Genomic DNA, 18,477 nt, shown 5'->3' with positions numbered 1-18,477 from the left:
GCATCGGCCCTCAGGGCATCGGCATCATCAGGGTGTCTGCGGTGTAGATGATCCACAGCGACAGACCGACCACCAGCAGGATGATGATGGCGGTGAAGATGAATGCCATGACGTTCCAGCGGCCTTCGGAGCTGAAGTTCATGTGCAGGAAGCAGATCAGGTGCACGACGACCTGAACCAGGCCCAGGATCACCATGGTCAGCAGGGTGGCGTGACGCGAGAAGCCGCCGTCGATGACCATGTAGAACGGGATCGCGGTGAGGATCACCGAGAGCACGAAGCCGATGGCGTACGAACCCAGGCTGCCGTGACCGGCGCCGTGGTTGTCGTGGCCGGCACCGTGGGAGTCGTGATGATGTGCAGCAGCGGTCATTACAGAGCCCCCATCAGGTAGACGACGGTGAATACGCAGATCCAGACGATGTCCAGGAAGTGCCAGAACAGGCTCAGGCACATCATGCGGGTGTTGTTCTGCGCGGTCAGGCCACGGGTGCCGATCTGAGCCATTAGCACCAGCATCCACAGCAGGCCGGCACTTACGTGCAGGCCGTGCATGCCGACCAGGGTGAAGAAGGACGACAGGAAGGCGCTGCGGCTCGGGCCGAAGCCTTCGACGATCAGGTGATGGAACTCGTTGAGTTCCATGCCGATGAACGCGGCACCGCAGAGGAAGGTCACGCCCAGCCAGGCGATGGCCTTGCCCTTGGCACCCTTGTGCGCAGCCAGCATGGCCAGGCCGTAGGTGCAGGAGGAGATCAGCAGGATCGCGGTTTCGACGGCCACGTAGGGCAGTTCGAAGATGTCCTTGCCGCTCGGGCCGCCGGCCGTGTGGTTGACCAGCACGGCGTAGGTGGCGAAGACGCTCGCGAACAGGATGCAGTCGGTCATCAGGTACAGCCAGAAGCCGAAGACCGTCATGCCGCCACTGTCGTGGGCGTGGTCGTGGTCATGCGCCGCTTCGTGCGTATCGACCAGGTGTTGATTCAGTACTGCCGTCGACATGGTTTTATACCTGCTGCGCGGTGGCGAGTTTCTGGAAGTTGGCGTTCTCGATGCGCTCGATCTCATCCGGCTGGACGTAGTAGTCCACGTCGGTGACGTAGCTGCGCGCGATGACCGAAGCGATCATGCCGACGAAGCCAACACCTACCAGCCACCAGATGTGCCAGATGGCAGCGAAGCCGAAGATGAAGGCGAACACGGCAATGGAGAAGCCAGCGGCGGTGTTCTTCGGCATGTGGATCGGCGCGTAGGCCGGCAGCTTGCGGTACGCGGTACCGGTCTGCTTCATGTCGTGGAACGCGTCGATGTCGTTGACCTTCGGCAGTTCGGCAAAGTTGTAGTACGGCGGCGGCGAGGAAGTGGACCATTCCAGGGTACGGCCACCCCACGGGTCGCCAGTCAGGTCGGCCAGCTTCTCGCGGTTCTTGATCGAGACGAACAGCTGGATCAGTTGGCAGGCGATACCGAAGAAGATCAGCACGGCGCCGCAGAACGCCACCACCATGTACGGCTGCCACATCGGGTTTTCGTAGTGGTTCAGGCGACGGGTCATGCCCATGAAGCCGAGGATGTACAGCGGCATGAAGGCCATGTAGAAGCCGACCAGCCAGCACCAGAAGGAACGCTTGCCCCACTTCTCGTCCAGCTTGAAGCCGAAGGCTTTCGGGAACCAGAAGACGAAGCCGGCCAGGTAACCGAACACCGCACCACCGATGATGGTGTTGTGGAAGTGAGCGATCAGGAACAGGCTGTTGTGCAGCAGGTAGTCAGCACCCGGAATGGCCAGCAGAACGCCGGTCATGCCACCGATGGTGAAGGTGACGATGAAGCCCAGGGTCCACAGGATCGGGGTGTCGAAGCGCAGGCGGCCACGGTAGATGGTGAACAGCCAGTTGAACAACTTCACGCCGGTCGGGATGGAAATCAGCATGGTCGCAACGCCGAAGAAGCCGTTGACGTCGCCGCCCGAACCCATGGTGAAGAAGTGGTGCAGCCACACGGTGAAGCCGAGGAAGGTGATCGCGGCGCTCGCCCACACCATCGAGGTGTAGCCGAACATGCGCTTGCCGGCGAAGGTCGCGGTGACTTCGGAGAAGATACCGAAAGCCGGCAGGATCAGGATGTACACCTCAGGATGGCCCCAGGCCCAGAAGAGGTTGATGTACATCATGGCGTTGCCGCCCAGCTCGTTGGTGAAGAAGTGCATGTCGAAGTAACGGTCCAGCGACAGCAGGCCCAGGGCCGCGGTCAGGATCGGGAACGACGCAACGATCAGGATGTTGGCGAAGGTGCAGGTCCAGGTGAAGATCGGCATCTGCATCAGCTTCATGCCGGGGGTACGCATCTTGAACACGGTGACCAGGAAGTTGATACCCGTGAGCAAGGTACCCATACCCGATATCTGTAGAGCCCAGATGTAGTAGTCCACACCCACGCCCGGGCTGTAGGCCAGCTCGGACAGCGGCGGGTAGGCGACCCAGCCGGTACGGGCGAACTCACCCAGACCCAGCGAGACGTTCACCAGCATGGCGCTGACGACCAGCAGCCAGAAGCTCAGGGAGTTCAGGAAGGGGAACGCCACGTCACGTGCGCCGATCTGCAGCGGCACGGCCAGGTTCATCAGACCGGTCATGAAGGGCATGGCCATGAAGATGATCATGATCACGCCGTGAGCGGTGAAGATCTGGTCGTAGTGTTCCGGCGGCAGGTAGCCGTGGTTGGCGCCTTCAGCCAGCGCGAGCTGGCCGCGCATCATGATGGCGTCGGCGAAGCCGCGCAGGAGCATGACCAGGGCGACGATGATGTACATCACGCCGATTTTCTTGTGGTCGATGGACGTCAGCCATTCGGTCCACAGGTAGGTCCACTTGCGGTAGTAGGTGATCGCGCCGAACACACCGAGGCCCAACAGGGCGACGATGGCCAGCGTGATGACGATGATCGGCTCGTGATACGGCACGGCCGACAGTGTCAGTTTCCCGAACATCTGCGGTTACTCCTGGCTCGGATTCGTTTGCATGCCAGGCATGCCTTGCATGTTGCTCATGTCGTGGCCCGCCATGGCGGTCTCGTCATGCGCTGCTTCGCCGTGCTCGCCCTTCTCGGCCTGTTCTTTGGCTTCGTGGGCTTTCGCCATCGCGTGGCCAGCGTGTTCCCACTTGTTCAGCACGTGGGAGAACAGCTCGGGGCTGACGGTTGCGAAGTAGGTCGCCGGGACGTTCTCGGTCGGCTTGACCAGCTCCGGGTACTGATCCAGGTTCAGGGTCTGCTGCGAGGCCTTGACCTTCGCGACCCAATCCTGGAAGCCCTGCTCGGAGGTGGAGATAGCCTTGAACTTCATGCCCGAGAAGCCGCCGCCGCTGTAGTTCGCGGAGATACCGTCGAACACGCCTTCTTCGTTGGCGATCAGGTGCAGCTTGGTCATCATTCCGGCCATGGAGTAGATCTGGCTACCCAGCTGCGGAATGAAGAAGGAGTTCATCACCGAATCCGAGGTGATCTGGAAGTTCACCGGGGTGTCTTTCGGGAAGGCGATTTCGTTGACGGTGGCGATACCCTGTTCCGGGTAGATGAACAGCCACTTCCAGTCCAGCGAGATGGCCTGGATGGTCACCGGCTTGACCTCGGAGTCCAGCGGACGATACGGGTCCAGCTTGTGGGTGCTCTCCCAGGTGATCCAGCCGAGCACGGCGATGATCACGCAGGGAACCAGCCATACCACCAGCTCGATCTTGGTCGAGTGAGACCAGTCCGGCATGTAGGTGGCCTTGGTGTTCGAAGCTCGGTATTTCCAGGCGAACCCGAAGGTCATCAGGATGACCGGCACCACCACGATCAACATCAGCAGGGTTGCCGTGATGATCAGGGACTTCTCGTCAGCGCCGACCTGCCCTTTCGGGTCGAACAGCGCCATGTTGCAACCACCGAGCATCAGCATCGGCAGCAGCGCAAGTCTCTTCAAAATTCCTGTGTACTGCTCTTTTTTCATCTTGCGGCCTTAGTGGATGAAAATCGCTTCACCGCCCACGAGCCTTCGCCACGCATTGCTCGACGACTCGTTACCCGCGACTTTTCCAAGCCGCCTGCCAGGGCTGTCATGGATTCACGAACGCGGCCGCACGGATTCCAGGCAAAGGGAGCTCGCCCGGTCTTCGCGATGCGAAACCGATTTCGTCAGCTGATTCGTTCCGTGTTATTCAGCGTGTGGTGTCTGGACTGGCGGCTCGTTGAAGCACGCGCGTCGCACACCGGATGCACGAGCGGATTGCCCGACTCGTCTTGATGACAGGAGCCCACCGATGGCAGCCCCCTGTTGTTATGCCGCTGCACCGAAGGGTGAGCACTGGCTTTGATCTACGTCAGTGCGACTCAGCGATTTGGGGGTAGGAAATGGACGGCGGGTATTACAAAGCATTTCAGAAACCCCTTTCAAGGCCCTGACCTTTCATTTTTAACAAGATATTTTCTCATCCTACGAAACAGTCCGGACCTGGATCGTTCAGAAAACGATCAATTCACATATCCTGCGAAAGGGTTTTCCCACCCCGCCAAGTCCTCTCACCAACCGCCATAAAAATGTGTCAAATCCATGAACCACGGGGGTTACAGCGCGTCGCGAGAAGGTCATCAGAAGTCGCCGAAGCATCGGGCAAAGACCTTGCCATGACGGCGATCAAGAACTTTTTCAAATGTATGGAAATGACCGCGCGCACCCTGCGACACATCGACGCATCGAGGTTTTTGCAAGTGACAATATGCGACGAAGTATGACGATCGTTCCGTTTCTGGAGCACGAAAAGTCGTCGTCCCGGAGCAGCGATTGATGTCAGACGGAAGGGATCAGGCGAGGAGATTATTGCGGAAAATGAAAAAGCCCGCAGTCTCGATGAGACTGCGGGCTCTTCATAGCTCTTGCGAGCTCAATATGGTGGGTCGTGTAGGATTCGAACCTACGACCAATTGGTTAAAAGCCAACTGCTCTACCGACTGAGCTAACGACCCAAATGTTGGTCGGGGTAGGGGGATTCGAACTCCCGACATCTTGCTCCCAAAGCAAGCGCGCTACCGGACTGCGCTATACCCCGTTTGAAAGTTGGCTCCGCGACCTGGACTCGAACCAGGGACCCAATGATTAACAGTCATTTGCTCTACCGACTGAGCTATCGCGGAACGAAGAACCTTTCAATCTCCTCTACTTTCTTCCGGCTTCACCGGTTTCCCGTATCAGAGGCGCGCCATTTTACGTATATCGAAACGTCTGTCAACACTCTGATCCAAAAAGTTTTTCTCTGCTTTGCAGGGGGCCGGGCTGATTGCTATATCTGCATGGAAAAACTCGAGTGATCCACCGCGGGTGCAAACGGAACGATCACGCACAGGATGGCCATGAGCAACAAGGACACCCCACCACCCTCCCCCATCGCCAGCCGGATGATCCAGCCGCGCTTCGGCGAACTGGTGCAGGGCTGCCGTCAGTTGGCGATGAATCACCTCGCCGAGCTCCTGGGTAATGTCTTCGCCCAGGTCGACGACACGCTCTTCGAATGCGCCGAGAAAGCCGAGAACAACCAGGTCCAGGCCTTGTTCTTCGACGCCATGCGCGAAGTCCGCCGCGAGCGGCCGAACCTTGAGCGCTTCTACCACCAGCGAATCGCCCAGGGCCTGAGCGACTTCCTCGAAGGTAAGCTGCCCCTCGTGGAGCCGCTGGAAGAACTGGACGTGGACCAGCTGACCCTGGTCGGCAACGACGAATATGAAGAAACACTGCTGGTGACCAACATGGTCAACCAGGTGCGCGCCCACTGCGCCCAGCAGCTGTTCGCGCTGGATCAGCGCCTGGCGCTGCTCAACAACGGCAGCAAGCTGGGCGAGGACCGCAACCCCTTCGGCCCGCAGGCCATCGCCCAGGCGTTCCGTGACACCCTGGCGCGCAGTGTCTTTCCGCTGCGGATCAAGACCATCCTTTATGTACTGTTCGATCAACAGGTCATGCAGCACCTGCAACCTTTATATGAACAGCTGAACAAGCGCCTGGCCGACGGCGGTGTCCTGCCCAACCTGAAATACCGCCCACAAGGGCAGCGCCAGGCCTCCCCGCCCCCGCCGCGCCCGGCGATGACCGAGAAGAGCACCGCGACGATGGACGGCGGAGCAGCAGCACCATCGCCCTACGCCGCCGGCGACCTGCCGGATGTGCCACCGGGTGACCGCAATGCCCTGTTCGGCGGCCTCGCGGTGCTGCTCGCCGAGCACCGTCGGCGCGGCAACAAGGCCACGCTGTTCGGCAATACCCAGAGCATCGTCAGCTTTGGCCCAACCTCGGCCACCACGACCTACAGCGCCAACGAACTGCTGGAGGCGCTGAACCGACTGCAGCGCGAGTCTGCCCACGAACTGGCCCACCGACTGCGTCGGCCGCAGCCGGTCGATGTGCTGAAGGCCGACCTGCAGCGCCAGCTGGAAGCCGGCAGCGCACAGCCGAACAACACCCGGCTGACCGACCAGGAAGCCGACGTCATCGACCTGGTGGGCATGGTCTTCGACTTCATCCTCGATGACGAGAACCTGCCCGACAGCTGCAAGACCACCCTTTCCCACCTGCATACGCCCTTCCTCAAGGTGGCGCTGCTGGACAAGCAGCTGTTCACCCAGCATCACCACCCCGCGCGCAAGCTGCTCAACGCCATGGCCCAGGCCGGCGTGCTGTATGGCGGCGAGGGCGAGGAGCGCGCCCTGCTGGCGAAGATGCACTGGGTGGTCGAGCGGGTGATCCAGGACTTCGTCGGCGACTTGTCGCTGTTCGACAACCTGCTGGGCGAGTTCAACGAGTACGTCACCAACCTGCGACAGAAGGTCGAACTGCGCGAACGCCGCGCCATGGAGGCCGCCCGTGGCCGCGACCGCCTGCTGGCCGCCCGCGAGCATGCGCTGGACGCCATCGCCAAGGTGACACAGGACCGCGACCTGCCGGAGCTGGTGCGCAACTTCCTGGAAATGAGCTGGTGCGATGCTCTGACCTTCATCGTGCTACGCAGCGGCGAGCACAGCGACGAATGGAAGCGCGCCTGTGAAGTGGCTGAACAGCTGGCCTGGAGCGTGACGCCGCTGGATGCCGCCGGCCGCGATCATCTGCAAGCGATCCGCCTGGCTCTCCTGGAAGAGCTGCGCAAGGGACTGGAGGTACTCGGCGGTTACCACGAGGACGGCATCCGCCGGTTACTGCAGGATCTGGTTGCCTGCCAGCACGCGATCCAGGCGCAGCAGCCGCAGATCGCGGCGCAACTGAAACAGGAGCTGCCGGAGAGCCCGCTGGGCGCCATGCTCGGTGCCGAAGGCCATACCCTGGTCAAGCCCAACGGGGAGGCGTTGTCCGAGCGCGTGCGGGTCCTGATGAAGGAGCTGAGCCACCTGGAGTTCGGCACCTGGTTCGAATTCAGCGACACCACGCCGGCGCGCCGACTCAAGCTGTCGTGGTTCAGCCCGACCACGCGCAACTACATGTTCGTCGACCACACCGGGCAACGGGTGGCGGTCAAACCGATAGTGCAGTTGGCCCAGGAGATGGAAGCCGGCAAGGTCCGCCTGGTACCGACGGAACAGTCCGCCCCGCTGATGGATCGTGCGCTGAGTGCGATCTACCGCGTCCTGCAACGCTTTACTTCCGGGCGCAGCCCGGCACAGACCTGAAGGAGCAGTCGATGAGTGAACGTCGCCAGCATAGCCGGCAGCAGACCGGGCTGACCGTGGAAGTCTTCGACCGCCACTCCGGGCGCAGCCTGGGCCGGCTCGCCGACCTGTCCGCCGAAGGGTTCATGCTCTGCGGCGTGGACGTGCCGGAGGCCGATTCGGTCTGGGAGTGCCATCTGGTGCCGGCGCCGCCGCTGGACGAGATCGGCGAAATCCAGCTCGGTGCCGATTGTCTTTGGAGTCGCGCTGGCACCGACAGCCAACTGGGCTGGGCGGGTTTCCATATCATCGATATCGCCGAGGATCAGGCGGAGCTGATCGAGCAACTGCTGGTCCTGCTCGGTGGCGCCCGCGAGACCGGCTGAGCGCCGAAACACCTGTAGGAGCGCGCCATGCGCGCGATCGCGGGCATGGCCTGCTCCTACAAGGGAACGCCGTGCCCTGCGGTTGGCGAGCAAGGACTAGGCGCCCCCCTCGGTCCTACAAATAGCCAAAGAAAAAGCCCGCCAATTGGCGGGCTTTTTCGTGGAGCACAGATCAGGAGAAGACGATCTCGTCGTTCTCGACCTTGGCGTGAATCTGCGTGCCAGGGTTGAACTTGCCGGCCAGGATCAGCTGCGCCAGCGGGTTCTCGATCCAGCGCTGGATCGCGCGCTTGAGCGGCCGTGCGCCATACACCGGGTCGAAGCCGACGGCGATCAGCTTGTCCATCGCCTCGTCGCTCAGCTCCAGGCTCAGCTCGCGCTCGGCCAGGCGTTTGCGCAGGCGCCCCATCTGGATGCGGGCGATACCGGCGATCTGCTCGCGGGCCAGCGGCTCGAAGACCACCACTTCGTCGATCCGGTTGATGAATTCCGGACGGAAGTGCGAATTCACCGCATCCATGACCGCCGCATGCTGGGCTTCACGATCGCCGACCAGCTCCTGGATCTGCGCCGAACCGAGGTTCGAGGTCATCACCACCACGGTGTTGCGGAAGTCCACGGTACGCCCGTGGCTGTCGGTCAGGCGACCGTCTTCGAGCACCTGCAGCAGCACGTTGAAGACGTCCGGGTGGGCCTTCTCGACTTCATCGAGCAGCACCACGGAGTACGGCTTGCGGCGCACGGCCTCGGTCAGGTAACCGCCTTCTTCATAGCCGACGTAGCCCGGCGGAGCACCGATCAGACGGGCCACGGAGTGCTTCTCCATGAACTCGGACATGTCGATGCGCACCAGCGCCTCCTCGGTATCGAAGAGGAATTCGGCCAGCGCCTTGCACAGCTCGGTCTTGCCCACCCCGGTCGGGCCGAGGAAGAGGAACGAGCCACTGGGGCGATTCGGGTCCGCCAGGCCGGCGCGGGAACGGCGCACGGCGTTGGAGACGGCCACCACGGCCTCATGCTGGCCAATGACGCGCTTGTGCAGCTCGTCTTCCATGCGCAGCAGCTTCTCGCGCTCGCCTTCGAGCATCTTGGACACCGGGATGCCGGTCCACTTGGCGACGACTTCGGCGATTTCCTCGTCGGTCACCTTGTTACGCAGCAGCTGCTTCTCGGTCTGGCCATGCTGGTCGACCATCTGCAGGCTGCGCTCCAGGTCCGGAATGGTCTGGTATTGGATGCGCGCCATGGTTTCCAGGTCGCCCTTGCGACGCGCGGTTTCCATTTCCTGCTTGGCCTGCTCGATCTTCTGCTGGATCTGCGCGGAACCCTGGACCTCGGCTTTCTCCGACTTCCAGATTTCCTCGAGATCGGCGTACTCGCGCTCAAGCTTGGCGATGTCTTCTTCCAGCTTGGCGAGGCGCTTCTTGGTGGCCTCGTCGTCTTCCTTCTTCAGCGCCTCGCGCTCGATTTTCAGCTGGATAAGGCGGCGATCCAGGCGATCGAGTTCCTCCGGCTTGGAGTCGATCTCCATGCGGATGCGGCTGGCGGCTTCGTCAATCAGGTCGATGGCCTTGTCCGGCAGTTGGCGGTCGGTGATGTAGCGGTGGCTGAGCTTGGCCGCGGCGATGATCGCGCCGTCGGTGATGGTCACGCCGTGGTGCACCTCGTAGCGCTCTTTCAGGCCACGCAGGATGGCGATGGTGTCTTCCTCGCTCGGCTCATCCACCAGGACTTTCTGGAAGCGGCGTTCCAGGGCCGCGTCCTTCTCGATGTACTGGCGGTACTCGTCCAGGGTCGTGGCGCCCACGCAGTGCAGCTCGCCACGGGCCAGGGCCGGCTTGAGCATGTTGCCGGCGTCCATGGCGCCTTCGGCCTTGCCGGCACCGACCATGGTGTGCAGTTCGTCGATGAACAGGATGATCCGGCCTTCCTGCTTGGACAGCTCGTTGAGGACGGCTTTCAGGCGCTCCTCGAACTCGCCGCGGAACTTGGCGCCGGCGATCAGCGAGCCCATGTCCAGCGCCAGCAGACGCTTGTCCTTCAGGCCGTCGGGCACTTCGCCGTTGACGATGCGCTGGGCCAGGCCTTCGACGATGGCGGTCTTGCCGACGCCGGGTTCGCCGATCAGCACGGGGTTGTTCTTGGTGCGGCGCTGCAGGACCTGGATGGTCCGACGGATTTCGTCGTCACGGCCGATCACCGGATCGAGCTTGCCGTCCTCGGCACGCTTGGTCATGTCGACGGTGTACTTGTCCAGCGCCTGCCGAGACTCCTCGACATTGGGATCGTTGACCGCTTCACCGCCGCGCAGGTTGGTCACGGCGTTTTCCAGAGCCTTCTTGGTAACGCCCTGACTGGTCAACAGCTTGCCGAGCCGGGTGCTGTCGTCCATGGCGGCGAGCAGCACGAGTTCGCTGGAGATGAACTGGTCGCCCTTCTGTTGGGCCAGGCGGTCGGCCTGGTTGAGGAGGCGCGCCAGGTCCTGCGACAGGTTCACGTCGCCGGTGGGATTCTGGATCTTCGGCAGCGTATCCATCTCCTTGTTGAGAGAGGAACGCAGCGCGGGGATATCGAAGCCGACCTGCATCAGCAGAGGCTTGATGGAGCCGCCCTGCTGCTCGATCAGCGCGGACAGCAGGTGCACCGGCTCGATGGCCGGGTGGTCATGTCCGACGGCCAGGGACTGGGCATCGGAGAGTGCAAGCTGGAGCTTGCTGGTCAAACGGTCGATTCGCATGAGGGTCGTCCTTCCTTTCTATAGCGGGCCGGAGCGATGAGTGCCCCTGGTCACGACTAACCCGCCGGGATGCCAGATAGATAAGGACGATTTTGGTCGGTTCAAGCCATTTGGCCATGACACCCGTCAGTTAGTGCCTTCGAAAGGACCTCCGGAACGGAGTTGAACCTGTAGGAGCGAACTTGCTCGCGAACCTCGCCTGATACAAAGGTATCCAGCTGTTCGCGAGCGAACTTGCTCCTACAAACAGACTGTCAGGCCAGCCAGATCAGGCTGGCCAGGCGGCCGGTGCGCGAGCTGCGGCGGTAGGAGTAGAAGCGCTCGGTGTCGGTGAAGGTGCAGAAATCCCCACCGTAGACGGCAGTCACGCCCTTCGCCGCAAGACGGATGCGCGCCAGCTCATAGATGTCAGCCATGAACTTGCCGGCATTGGCGCTTGGCACGAAGGCTCGTGCAGCTTCGGCGTGGTCCGCCAGGAAGGCTTCACGTACTTCCGGGCCGACTTCGAAGGCCTGCGGACCGATGGACGGGCCGAGCCAGACCAGCAGCTCAGCCGGTGCGACGCCCATGGCGTCCACCGTCGCCTCCAGCACGCCGCCCGCCAGCCCGCGCCAGCCGGCGTGGGCTGCAGCGACACGAGTCCCTGCGCGGTCGCAGAACAGCGCCGGCAGGCAATCGGCAGTCATGATGGTGCAGGCGGTACCGCGCGTGGCGCTCCAGCTGGCATCCGCAGTGGCGACAGCAGCCGGGTCGGCCTCGACCACATCGATGCCATGCACCTGGCTCAGCCAAGCCGGCTGACAGCCCAGCTCGGCGGTCAGGCGTCGGCGGTTTTCGGCTACGTCAGCCGGCTCGTCGCCAACATGGTCACCAAGGTTGAAGCTGTCGAAAGGCTCGACGCTGACGCCGCCGGCACGGGTAGTCACGCAGGCGCGGACGTTCGCCGGAGCCGGCCAGTCGGGCGTCAGCCAGGGGCTCATACGAAGGACTCGTTGTCCTGCCGTAGCAGGCTCAGCAGCCAGGTGAAGTCATCCGGCAGCGGCGATTCCCACTTCATGCGTACGTTGGTGGCCGGGTGATCCAGCTCCAGGAAGCGCGCGTGCAGGGCCTGGCGCGGGAAATCGCGCAGGGACTCGACGAGGGTCGGGCTGGCCCCTGGCGGAATGCGGAAGCGGCCGCCGTAGGTGGGGTCGCCGACCAGCGGGTGGCCGATGTGCGTCATATGGACGCGGATCTGGTGGGTACGTCCGGTTTCCAGCTTCACCCGCGTGTGAGTATGCGCACGGAAGCGCTCCAGCACACGGTAATGGCTGATGGCGACCTTGCCGGTCTCGATCACCGCCATCTTCTGGCGCTGAACGCCATGACGACCGATGGGTGCGTCGACGGTGCCGCCAGCGACGATCACGCCGGTGACGATGGCTTCATAGATGCGGCTGACGCTGCGCGCCTGCAACTGGGCGACCAGGTTGGTATGCGCTTCGAGAGTCTTGGCCACCACCATCAGGCCAGTGGTGTCCTTGTCGAGGCGGTGCACGATGCCGGCGCGCGGCACGTTGGCCAGATGCGGCACGTGGTGCAGCAGCGCGTTGAGCAAGGTGCCGTCCTGGTGACCGGCGGCGGGGTGAACCACCAGGCCGGTCGGCTTGTCGATGACCAGGATGTGGTCGTCTTCGTAGACGATGTCCAGCTCGATGTCCTGGGCGACCCATTCGCCCTGGGCCTCCAGCTCGACGTCCAGTTCAAGGCGCGAGCCGGCGTGGACGATGTCGCGCGGACGCAGCACGTTGCCGTCGACCTTGAGACAGCCGTCCTTGATCCAGCCAGCCAGGCGGGAGCGGGAGTGGTCGGAGAAGAGCTGGGCGGCGACCTGGTCGAGACGCTGACCACCGAGGTCGAACGGCACTTCTGCCGCGAGTTGGATGATATTGGACATGACGGGACACGAAGGGCGCGCGGCCTTTTGGTTCGGCAGCACGCTGTGGTTAAATACGGGGCCTTTGTCCCAGGGGTATCCCTGGGGCGCCAATCATAACAGACGGTTGCGGCCGCGACAGCCGACCGTCCAGGGACGCAACTCGCCATGCAAGTGAAACACCTGCTGCTGATCGCCATCCTCGCCTTCGTCACCGCCTGCTCCTCCAAGGGCGAGAAGGTGGATGAGAACCTGAGCGAAAGCCAGCTGTACCAGCAGGCACAGGACGACCTCAACAACAAGAGCTACACCAACGCCGTCGCCAAGCTGAAGGCGCTGGAGTCCCGCTATCCGTTCGGCCGCTATGCCGAGCAGGCGCAGTTGGAGCTGATCTACGCCAACTACAAGAACATGGAGCCCGAGGCCGCCCGCGCCTCCGCCGAGCGCTTCATCCGCCTGCACCCGCAGCACCCGAACGTCGACTACGCCTACTACCTCAAGGGTCTGGCGTCCTTCGACCAGGACCGTGGCCTGCTGGCGCGTTTCCTGCCGCTGGACATGACCAAGCGCGACCCGGGCGCCGCCCGCGACTCCTTCAACGAGTTCGCCCAACTGGTCAGCCGCTACCCGAACAGCCGCTACGCCCCGGACGCCAAGGCGCGCATGATCTACCTGCGCAACCTGCTGGCGGCCTACGAAGTGCACGTCGGTCACTACTACCTCAAGCGCCAGGCCTACGTCGCCGCCGCCAACCGTGGCCGTTACGTGGTAGAGAACTTCCAGGAAACCCCGGCCGTCGGCGATGGCCTGGCGATCATGGTCGAGGCCTATCAGCGCCTGGGCCTGAACGACCTGGCCGATTCCAGCCTGGAAACCCTGAAGGCGAACTACCCGGACAACGCCAGCCTCAAGGATGGCCAGTTCGTTCCCCGTGAAGACGAAGCCGACAACCGCTCCTGGCTGGCCAAGGCTACTCTGGGCCTGATCGAAACCAACGATGCCCCGCCGCACATGGAAACCCAGGCATCCAAGGACGTGATCAAGCAGTACGAAGACGCCGAACAGCAGATTCCGGCCGAACTCAAGCCCGAGAACCAGAGCGACGTGCAGGAAGAGCAGCACGAATCCGAAGGCAACGCCGGCAGCAGCGACCGTTCCTGGTTCAGCTACATGACCTTCGGCATCTTCGACTGATACCAGCAGGTTCGACGAAAAAGGGAGGCTTTGGCCTCCCTTTTTCGTGCTGGAAAGCCCAGGGGCTTTTTGCCGCGCGGTCACGGGTTCACTGTGCGGCACCGCCTGGCTTGGATAAACTGCCGCTCTTTATGCACAAGGGATTGCCATGACCCGTCTGCTGTTCTGGATCGCCCTCTTCGCCTTCGGCTGGTGGTTGTGGCGCAAAGCTACCCGGCCGGCCCGCCCTGTCGAGAAGCCCAAGGGCGACGACCCGGCCGCTCCGATGGTCCGCTGTGCGCAGTGCGGCGTGCATGTGCCGCAGACCCACGCCCTGCAGGACGAGAGCAAGTGGTACTGCAGCCGCGCGCACCTCGAACAGGATCGCACCGACCGTGATCGCTGAAGGCATCTCGCTCACTGGCCAGGGCCTTCGAGTCCTGCGCCTGTACCACCTGTACCGCCTGACCATCGGGCTGGTGCTGGTGCTGCTGATCTCCAGCAGCCTGGACGATGAGCTGCTGAAACTGGCTCACCCCGAGCTGTTCCACGTCGGCTGCTGGATCTACCTGGTCCTCAACATCCTGATCGCGGTGCTGATGCCAACACCGCGCCATCTCTTGCCGATCTTCCTCCTGGCGGCGCTGGACATACTCCTGCTCAGCGCCCTGTTCTATACCGCAGGCGGCATTCCCAGCGGCATCGGCAACCTGATGGTGGTTGCGGTGGCCATCGCCAACATCCTGCTGCGCGGGCGAATCGGCCTGCTCATCGCTGCAATCGCCGCCATCGGCCTGATCTACCTGACCTTCTACCTGAGCCTCAGCCAACCCACGGTCATCAACCATTACGTGCAGGCAGGCGGGCTGGGCGCCCTGAGCTTCGCCTCGGCCTTGCTGATCCAGGCCCTGGCGCGGCGCCAGCAGATCGTCGAAAGCATCGCCGAGCAGCGCGCCACGACGGTGGCCAACCTGGAAGAACTCAACGCACTGATCCTGCAGCGCATGCGCACCGGCATCCTGGTCCTCGGCGATCGCCACCGGATACTGCTGGCCAACCAGAGCGCCACCACCCTGCTGGGTGGCCACGACCTGCCCGGCCACTCGCTGGCCGAGTACAGCCCGCAGCTGGTCTCCAGCCTGCAGCAATGGCAGCAGAACCCCGCCCTGCGCCCACCGAGCCTGCAGCCCATGGAGTCCGGCCCGACCGTACAGCCAAGCTTCATCCCCCTGCGCCGGGGCAACGAACAGCACATCCTGATGTTCCTCGAGGACATCTCGCAGATCACTCAGCAGGCCCAGCAACTCAAGCTCGCCGCCCTTGGCCGGCTCACCGCAGGCATCGCCCATGAGATCCGCAACCCGCTGGGCGCCATCAGCCATGCAGCGCAGTTGCTGCTGGAGTCCGAAGAGCTGGACAAGCCCGACCGGCGTCTGACGCAGATCATTCAGGACCAGTCGCGGCGAATGAACCTGGTCATCGAGAACGTCCTCCAGCTGTCACGCCGGCGCCAGGCCGAACCGCAGTTGCTGGATCTGAAGTACTGGCTGCACCGCTACGCCGGCGAGATGCGCGATAGCCTGCGCGAGGGCCAGCAGATCCACGTGGAAACCGGACAGGGCACCGTGCAGACGCGCATGGACCCGCACCAGTTGACGCAGGTACTGACCAACCTCGTGCAGAATGGGTTACGGTACAGCACTCAGAAGAACGGCACCGGCCAGGTGTGGTTGCGTCTGTTCCGCGACAGCGAGACCGACCTGCCTGTACTGGAAGTGCTCGATGACGGTCCCGGCATCGCTGCCGATCAGCGGGGGAAGCTGTTCGAGCCGTTCTTCACCACTGAAAGCAAGGGCACCGGCCTTGGCCTGTACATCTCCCGCGAGCTGTGCGAAAGCAACCAGGCCCGGCTGGACTACAAGACGCGTGACGAAGGTGGCAGCTGCTTCCGCCTCACCTTCGCCCACCCGCGCAAACAAAGCTAAGAAGACGCAAAGAGCATGAGCCGTCAAAAAGCCCTGATCGTCGACGACGAACCCGACATCCGCGAGCTGCTGGAGATCACCCTCGGCCGCATGAAGCTGGACACCCGCAGCGCCCGCAACGTCAAGGAAGCTCGTGACTTCCTGGCCCGCGAGCCCTTCGACTTCTGCCTCACCGACATGCGCCTGCCCGATGGCACCGGCCTGGACCTGGTGCAGTACATCCAGCAGCGCCATCCGCAGATGCCGGTGGCGATGATCACCGCCTTCGGCAGTCTCGACACCGCGGTGCAGGCCCTCAAGGCCGGCGCCTTCGACTTCCTGACCAAGCCGGTGGACCTTGCCCGCCTGCGCGAGCTGGTGAATTCCGCCCTGCGCCTGCGCTCGCCGGAAGCCGAGGAAGCGCCGGTGGACAGCCGCCTGCTGGGTGATTCACCGCCCATGCGCACCCTGCGCAACCAGGTCGCCAAGCTCGCCCGCAGCCAGGCGCCGGTGTACATCAGCGGTGAATCCGGCAGCGGCAAGGAGCTGGTGGCCCGACTGATCCACGAGCAGGGCCCGCGCGAGACTCAGACCTTCGTGCCGGTCAACTGCGGCGCCATTCCGTCCGAGCTGATGGAAAGCGAGTTCTTCGGTCACAAGAAAGGCAGCTTCACCGGTGCCGTGGAGGACAAGCTCGGCCTGTTCCAGGCGGCCAACGGCGGCACGCTGTTCCTCGACGAAGTCGCCGACCTGCCGCTGCCGATGCAGGTCAAGCTGCTGCGCGTCATCCAGGAGAAGGCTGTGCGCGCCGTGGGCGGCCAGCAGGAGGTCGCGGTGGACGTGCGCGTCCTCTGCGCGACCCACAAGGACCTGGCCGCCGAAGTGGCGGCTGGCCGATTCCGTCAGGACCTCTACTACCGCCTGAACGTCATCGAACTGCGGGTTCCGCCGCTGCGCGAGCGCCGCGAGGACATCCCGCTGCTGACCGACCGCGTCCTCAAGCGCCTGGCCGGAGACAACGGACTGGCCGCCGCGGCGGTCAGCGCCGATGCGCTGGAGAAACTCAAGAGCTACCGCTTCCCCGGCAACGTGCGGGAACTGGAAAACATGCTGGAGCGCGCCTACACGCTCTGCGAGGACGACGTCATCCAGCCTCATGACCTGCGCCTGGCCGAAACCAGCACGGCGGACGGCGGTGGTGACGCGAGCCTGGCGCAGATCGACAACCTCGAGGATTACCTCGAAGACATCGAGCGCAAGCTGATCATGCAGGCTCTGGAAGAGACGCGCTGGAACCGTACCGCGGCGGCGCAGCGCCTGGGGCTGACCTTCCGCTCCATGCGCTACCGCCTGAAGAAACTGGGGATCGACTGATCCCCGACCGGTCTCAGACGATGGGCGTCGCGACCAGACGCCCTGCCGGCGCGTAGGGCGCCGCTTCGATGATCGGCTGCCGCTTCTGCATCAGGTCCGCCAGCAACTGGCAGGACGCTGGCGCCAGCACCAGGCCGTTGCGGTAATGACCGGTGTTCAGCCACAGCCCCGGGTGGCCGGGAACCTCGCCAATGAAGGGAATGCCCTGCGGCGAGCCCGGACGCAGCCCCGCCCAGTGATTTACCGGCTCCATGCCTGACAGTGCGGGAATCAGCGCTTCCGCGGATGCACGCAGGCTGCTCAGGGCCTCGCCCGACGGAGTCTTGTCGAAGCCGGCGAACTCCAGCGTACTGCCCACCAGAATGTGCCCATCGCGACGCGGAATCGCGTAACGACCTTTGGCCAGCACCATGCTGGAAAGGAAGTCCGGGACGCAGCGATAAAGAATCATCTGTCCCTTCACCGGCTCAACCGGTAGCTCGAGCCCCAGCTTTGCCAGCAACTCACCGCTCCAGGCGCCGGCCGCCAACACCACCGAGTCGGCAGTGAAGTCACCCTGCGCCGTGCGGACGCCCGCCACGCTATCGCCCCGTTTCAGGAAACCGGTTACCTCGACCTGCTCCTGCACCCTCACATTCGGCAACTGCACCAGCGCCTGGCGAAGCGACTTGGCCAGGCGCGGGTTGCGCACATTGGCCACGCCGGACATGTACACGGCGCGCTCGAAGCCCTGTCCCAGTACCGGGACAGCCTCACGTACGGCGCCGATATCCACTTCCGAAAGCGGGCGGCCATGGGACCTGGCCCACGCCAGTGCTTCGGCCTGGTCGTCGAGGTCCAGCCAGTAGAGACCAGTGACGTGCACTTCCGGATCGAGACCGGTATCTGCAAGCAGGCGTTCGCCCAGTTGCGGATAGAAATCCTGCGACCAGTGAGCCAGGTTGGCGACGGCAGCACTGTAGCGCCACGGATAGAGCGGCGAGACGATGCCGCCGCCGGCCCAGGATGCTTCGCGCCCGGTCTCGCCCTTTTCCAACAGCACCACCTCGGCGCCCGCCCGCCCCAGAGTCCAGGCAGTCAGCATGCCCACTACTCCACCGCCCACCACGATCATGTCCGGCATACCACGCCCCACATCACAGGAAAATCAACGGCCCATCGCCGGCCGCACACTATACCGGGCATGAACCTTCGAGGGAGCAAGACGGAAGTCGGTGCGGCATCGGACCGCTCCTACGGCGCCTGTTCAACTCGCTGACA

Annotated in this window: 14 protein-coding genes and 3 tRNA genes; 6 read left to right on the top strand and 11 right to left on the bottom strand. The window is 63.3% G+C overall.

Annotated features, from left to right (window positions below):
• Positions 1-10: 10 nt before the first annotated feature.
• The 7 genes from cyoD to ABKS89_RS04920 all read right to left on the bottom strand — a co-directional run bounded on the left by cyoD (position 11) and on the right by ABKS89_RS04920 (position 5,172).
• Positions 11-373 carry a cytochrome o ubiquinol oxidase subunit IV gene (cyoD, locus tag ABKS89_RS04950; protein ID WP_015475725.1) on the bottom strand — a complete coding sequence of 121 codons (363 nt, stop codon included), beginning with the start codon at positions 371-373 and terminating at the stop codon, positions 11-13.
• Positions 373-1,002 (bottom strand): cytochrome o ubiquinol oxidase subunit III, encoded by a 630-nt coding sequence (cyoC, locus tag ABKS89_RS04945; RefSeq protein ID WP_015475724.1) that lies wholly within the window; start codon positions 1,000-1,002, stop codon positions 373-375. The genes cyoD and cyoC overlap by 1 nt, the downstream gene beginning before the upstream one ends.
• Positions 1,003-1,006: 4 nt before the next feature.
• Positions 1,007-2,989, bottom strand: coding sequence for a cytochrome o ubiquinol oxidase subunit I (gene cyoB, locus ABKS89_RS04940; RefSeq protein ID WP_138212195.1), 1,983 nt, complete (start codon positions 2,987-2,989; stop codon positions 1,007-1,009).
• Positions 2,990-2,995: 6 nt separating this feature from the next.
• Positions 2,996-3,991, bottom strand: coding sequence for a ubiquinol oxidase subunit II (cyoA, locus tag ABKS89_RS04935; RefSeq protein WP_138212194.1), 996 nt, complete (start codon positions 3,989-3,991; stop codon positions 2,996-2,998).
• A gap of 937 nt (positions 3,992-4,928) precedes the next feature.
• Positions 4,929-5,004: transfer RNA gene (locus ABKS89_RS04930), tRNA-Lys, on the bottom strand.
• Between the two features lie 6 nt (positions 5,005-5,010).
• Positions 5,011-5,087 (bottom strand) — tRNA-Pro (locus ABKS89_RS04925).
• A 9-nt stretch (positions 5,088-5,096) separates the two neighbouring features.
• Positions 5,097-5,172: transfer RNA gene (locus ABKS89_RS04920), tRNA-Asn, on the bottom strand.
• Positions 5,173-5,388: 216 nt separating this feature from the next.
• On the opposite strand from ABKS89_RS04920, the gene ABKS89_RS04915 reads away from it, so the two are divergent.
• On the top strand, positions 5,389-7,689 hold the full coding sequence (locus ABKS89_RS04915; RefSeq protein ID WP_348588122.1) for a DUF1631 domain-containing protein: 2,301 nt from the start codon (positions 5,389-5,391) through the stop codon (positions 7,687-7,689).
• 11 nt (positions 7,690-7,700) lie between these two features.
• Complete coding sequence (locus ABKS89_RS04910) at positions 7,701-8,054, top strand: PilZ domain-containing protein (RefSeq protein WP_138212192.1); 354 nt, start codon at positions 7,701-7,703, stop codon at positions 8,052-8,054.
• A 172-nt stretch (positions 8,055-8,226) separates the two neighbouring features.
• Here ABKS89_RS04910 and clpB read toward each other — a convergent pair whose 3' ends face one another.
• From clpB to rluD, 3 genes are all read right to left on the bottom strand, one after another.
• Positions 8,227-10,791, bottom strand: a complete 2,565-nt coding sequence (gene clpB / locus ABKS89_RS04905) for an ATP-dependent chaperone ClpB (RefSeq protein WP_138212191.1) — start codon at positions 10,789-10,791, stop codon at positions 8,227-8,229.
• A 254-nt stretch (positions 10,792-11,045) separates the two neighbouring features.
• A complete protein-coding gene (pgeF, locus tag ABKS89_RS04900; RefSeq protein ID WP_348588123.1) occupies positions 11,046-11,771 on the bottom strand; it encodes a peptidoglycan editing factor PgeF in 726 nt (241 codons plus the stop codon).
• Positions 11,768-12,727: a 23S rRNA pseudouridine(1911/1915/1917) synthase RluD gene (gene rluD / locus ABKS89_RS04895; protein ID WP_138212189.1), complete on the bottom strand. Its 960-nt coding sequence runs from the start codon at positions 12,725-12,727 to the stop codon at positions 11,768-11,770. Before rluD ends, pgeF begins: the two co-directional genes overlap by 4 nt.
• 147 nt (positions 12,728-12,874) lie before the next feature.
• Between rluD and ABKS89_RS04890 the strand changes: the two genes are divergently transcribed.
• The 4 genes from ABKS89_RS04890 to ABKS89_RS04875 all read left to right on the top strand — a co-directional run bounded on the left by ABKS89_RS04890 (position 12,875) and on the right by ABKS89_RS04875 (position 17,217).
• Positions 12,875-13,900, top strand: coding sequence for an outer membrane protein assembly factor BamD (locus ABKS89_RS04890; protein WP_138212188.1), 1,026 nt, complete (start codon positions 12,875-12,877; stop codon positions 13,898-13,900).
• Between the two features lie 142 nt (positions 13,901-14,042).
• Entirely contained in the window at positions 14,043-14,285 is a 243-nt protein-coding gene (locus ABKS89_RS04885; protein ID WP_171039352.1) for a PP0621 family protein, read from the top strand.
• Positions 14,275-15,864 carry a sensor histidine kinase gene (locus ABKS89_RS04880; protein WP_348588124.1) on the top strand — a complete coding sequence of 530 codons (1,590 nt, stop codon included), beginning with the start codon at positions 14,275-14,277 and terminating at the stop codon, positions 15,862-15,864. The genes ABKS89_RS04885 and ABKS89_RS04880 overlap by 11 nt, the downstream gene beginning before the upstream one ends.
• A 15-nt stretch (positions 15,865-15,879) precedes the next feature.
• On the top strand, positions 15,880-17,217 hold the full coding sequence (locus ABKS89_RS04875; protein WP_138212185.1) for a sigma-54-dependent transcriptional regulator: 1,338 nt from the start codon (positions 15,880-15,882) through the stop codon (positions 17,215-17,217).
• Positions 17,218-17,230: 13 nt separating this feature from the next.
• On the opposite strand, the gene thiO is transcribed toward ABKS89_RS04875, so the two are convergent.
• A complete protein-coding gene (gene thiO / locus ABKS89_RS04870) occupies positions 17,231-18,340 on the bottom strand; it encodes a glycine oxidase ThiO (protein WP_348588125.1) in 1,110 nt (369 codons plus the stop codon).
• Positions 18,341-18,477 lie beyond the last annotated feature (137 nt).

Source organism: Pseudomonas sp. LABIM340 (genome assembly GCF_040017195.2).
Lineage (GTDB): Bacteria > Pseudomonadota > Gammaproteobacteria > Pseudomonadales > Pseudomonadaceae > Pseudomonas.
This window is presented reverse-complemented; position numbering and strand designations above follow the sequence as displayed.

What these genes read in the sequence shown, in the direction of transcription:
- pgeF (WP_348588123.1), bottom strand. Translation starts at nt 11,771, where the DNA reads ATGAGCCCCTGGCTGACGCCCGACTGGCCGGCTCCGGCGAACGTCCGC.
- cyoD (WP_015475725.1), bottom strand. Translation starts at nt 373, where the DNA reads ATGACCGCTGCTGCACATCATCACGACTCCCACGGTGCCGGCCACGAC.
- rluD (WP_138212189.1), bottom strand. Translation starts at nt 12,727, where the DNA reads ATGTCCAATATCATCCAACTCGCGGCAGAAGTGCCGTTCGACCTCGGT.
- ABKS89_RS04910 (WP_138212192.1), top strand. Translation starts at nt 7,701, where the DNA reads ATGAGTGAACGTCGCCAGCATAGCCGGCAGCAGACCGGGCTGACCGTG.
- thiO (WP_348588125.1), bottom strand. Translation starts at nt 18,340, where the DNA reads ATGCCGGACATGATCGTGGTGGGCGGTGGAGTAGTGGGCATGCTGACT.
- ABKS89_RS04875 (WP_138212185.1), top strand. Translation starts at nt 15,880, where the DNA reads ATGAGCCGTCAAAAAGCCCTGATCGTCGACGACGAACCCGACATCCGC.
- cyoC (WP_015475724.1), bottom strand. Translation starts at nt 1,002, where the DNA reads ATGTCGACGGCAGTACTGAATCAACACCTGGTCGATACGCACGAAGCG.
- ABKS89_RS04915 (WP_348588122.1), top strand. Translation starts at nt 5,389, where the DNA reads ATGAGCAACAAGGACACCCCACCACCCTCCCCCATCGCCAGCCGGATG.
- cyoA (WP_138212194.1), bottom strand. Translation starts at nt 3,991, where the DNA reads ATGAAAAAAGAGCAGTACACAGGAATTTTGAAGAGACTTGCGCTGCTG.
- cyoB (WP_138212195.1), bottom strand. Translation starts at nt 2,989, where the DNA reads ATGTTCGGGAAACTGACACTGTCGGCCGTGCCGTATCACGAGCCGATC.
- clpB (WP_138212191.1), bottom strand. Translation starts at nt 10,791, where the DNA reads ATGCGAATCGACCGTTTGACCAGCAAGCTCCAGCTTGCACTCTCCGAT.
- ABKS89_RS04890 (WP_138212188.1), top strand. Translation starts at nt 12,875, where the DNA reads ATGCAAGTGAAACACCTGCTGCTGATCGCCATCCTCGCCTTCGTCACC.